The sequence below is a fragment of the Streptomyces sp. NPDC048473 genome (assembly GCF_043200155.1).
Taxonomy (GTDB): Bacteria; Actinomycetota; Actinomycetes; order Streptomycetales; family Streptomycetaceae; genus Streptomyces.
On sequence record NZ_JBICXE010000199.1, the window covers coordinates 1 to 1,199 of the forward strand.

Genomic DNA, 1,199 nt, shown 5'->3' on the forward strand with positions numbered 1-1,199 from the left:
GCGCCAGTGTGACCAGTGCAGGATGTGGTCGATTGGGGTGGGAGCGCGGTCGTTGAGGCGGGTGATCAAGCGTCTGATTTCGGCGAGGCTGAGGTGGATGAGCTGGGAGGATCCGTTTCTGCTTTGTCTGTGTCGAGTGCCCGGGCTCGCAGGACGGTCAGGCAGGCGTGGGCGGCCATGGCCAGGGTGATGTGGCGGTGCCAGCCGGGGTAGCGGCGGACTTGGTAGTCGTCCAGGCCGCACTCCTGCTTCGCGCTCTGGAAGCATTCCTCGACAGCCCAGCGGCTGCCGGCGATGTGGATCAGCTGATCGAGCGTGGTGTCCGCGGGGCAGTAGGCGATGTAGTAGGAGATCTCGTCGGGGCGGCTGACGCTGCGGCGGGCGATCACCCAGTGACGGCGGTCCTCCCGGTGCCAGGGCCGCACCTCGACACGTGCCCAGTCAAAAACACGCGGCCCGTGGGCACCCCTCCCGCAGGAGCGTCGTTTCCATTTCTGCCGTGGCAAAGCGGGAAAGAGGTCGTGGACAGGATGATCGAGGGCCCAGCGGGTCACCACGGTGTCATGCCGGGTGGTGGCCATGACGTGGAAGACGTCTGCCTGTTCCAGCTCGTGCCGCCAGCCCTTGCTGAAGCCATAGGCGGCGTCCGCGGTCACCCAACGGAACGGGATCCCGTCTGCGATCGCCCGGCGGACCATCTCCTTGGCCATGACCACCTTCGTCGCAAAAGCGGTCTCGTCGGTGATGCCGGCCCGGCGGCAGCGTTCGCGGTCGTCCGTCCAGGAGGTGGGCAGATACAACCGGCGGTCGATCAACGTCCGACCGCGCTCGGCGGCGTATGCGAGAAAGACACCGACCTGGCAGTTCTCCGTCCGGCCCGCGGTGCCCGAGTACTGGCGCTGGACACCCGCCGACCGGGTTCCCTTCTTCAGGAAGCCGGTGTCGTCCACGATGAGCACGGCCCCGGGGTCACCGAGGTGCTCGACGACATAGTCCCGCACATCATCGAGGACCTCGTCGGCATCCCAGTCGATCCGGTTCAACAGCCGTTGGATGCGGTCCGGCCCGGCATGACCGGCCTGTTCCGCCAGTGTCCAGCCGTTCTTCCGCTCCAGCGGAGCGATCAGCCCCCGCATATAGGCCAGTGCCGACTCCCGCGGCTCCGTTCTGGCAAACCGGTGCACGAACCGCTCGTGCAC

General features: G+C 67.0%; 1 protein-coding gene. It reads right to left on the reverse strand.

What is annotated here, in order from left to right:
* Positions 1–65: 65 nt before the first annotated feature.
* A partial coding sequence (locus tag ACGFU7_RS48220) for an IS701 family transposase (RefSeq protein WP_393705177.1) occupies positions 66–1,199 on the reverse strand: 1,134 nt, incomplete at its 5' end.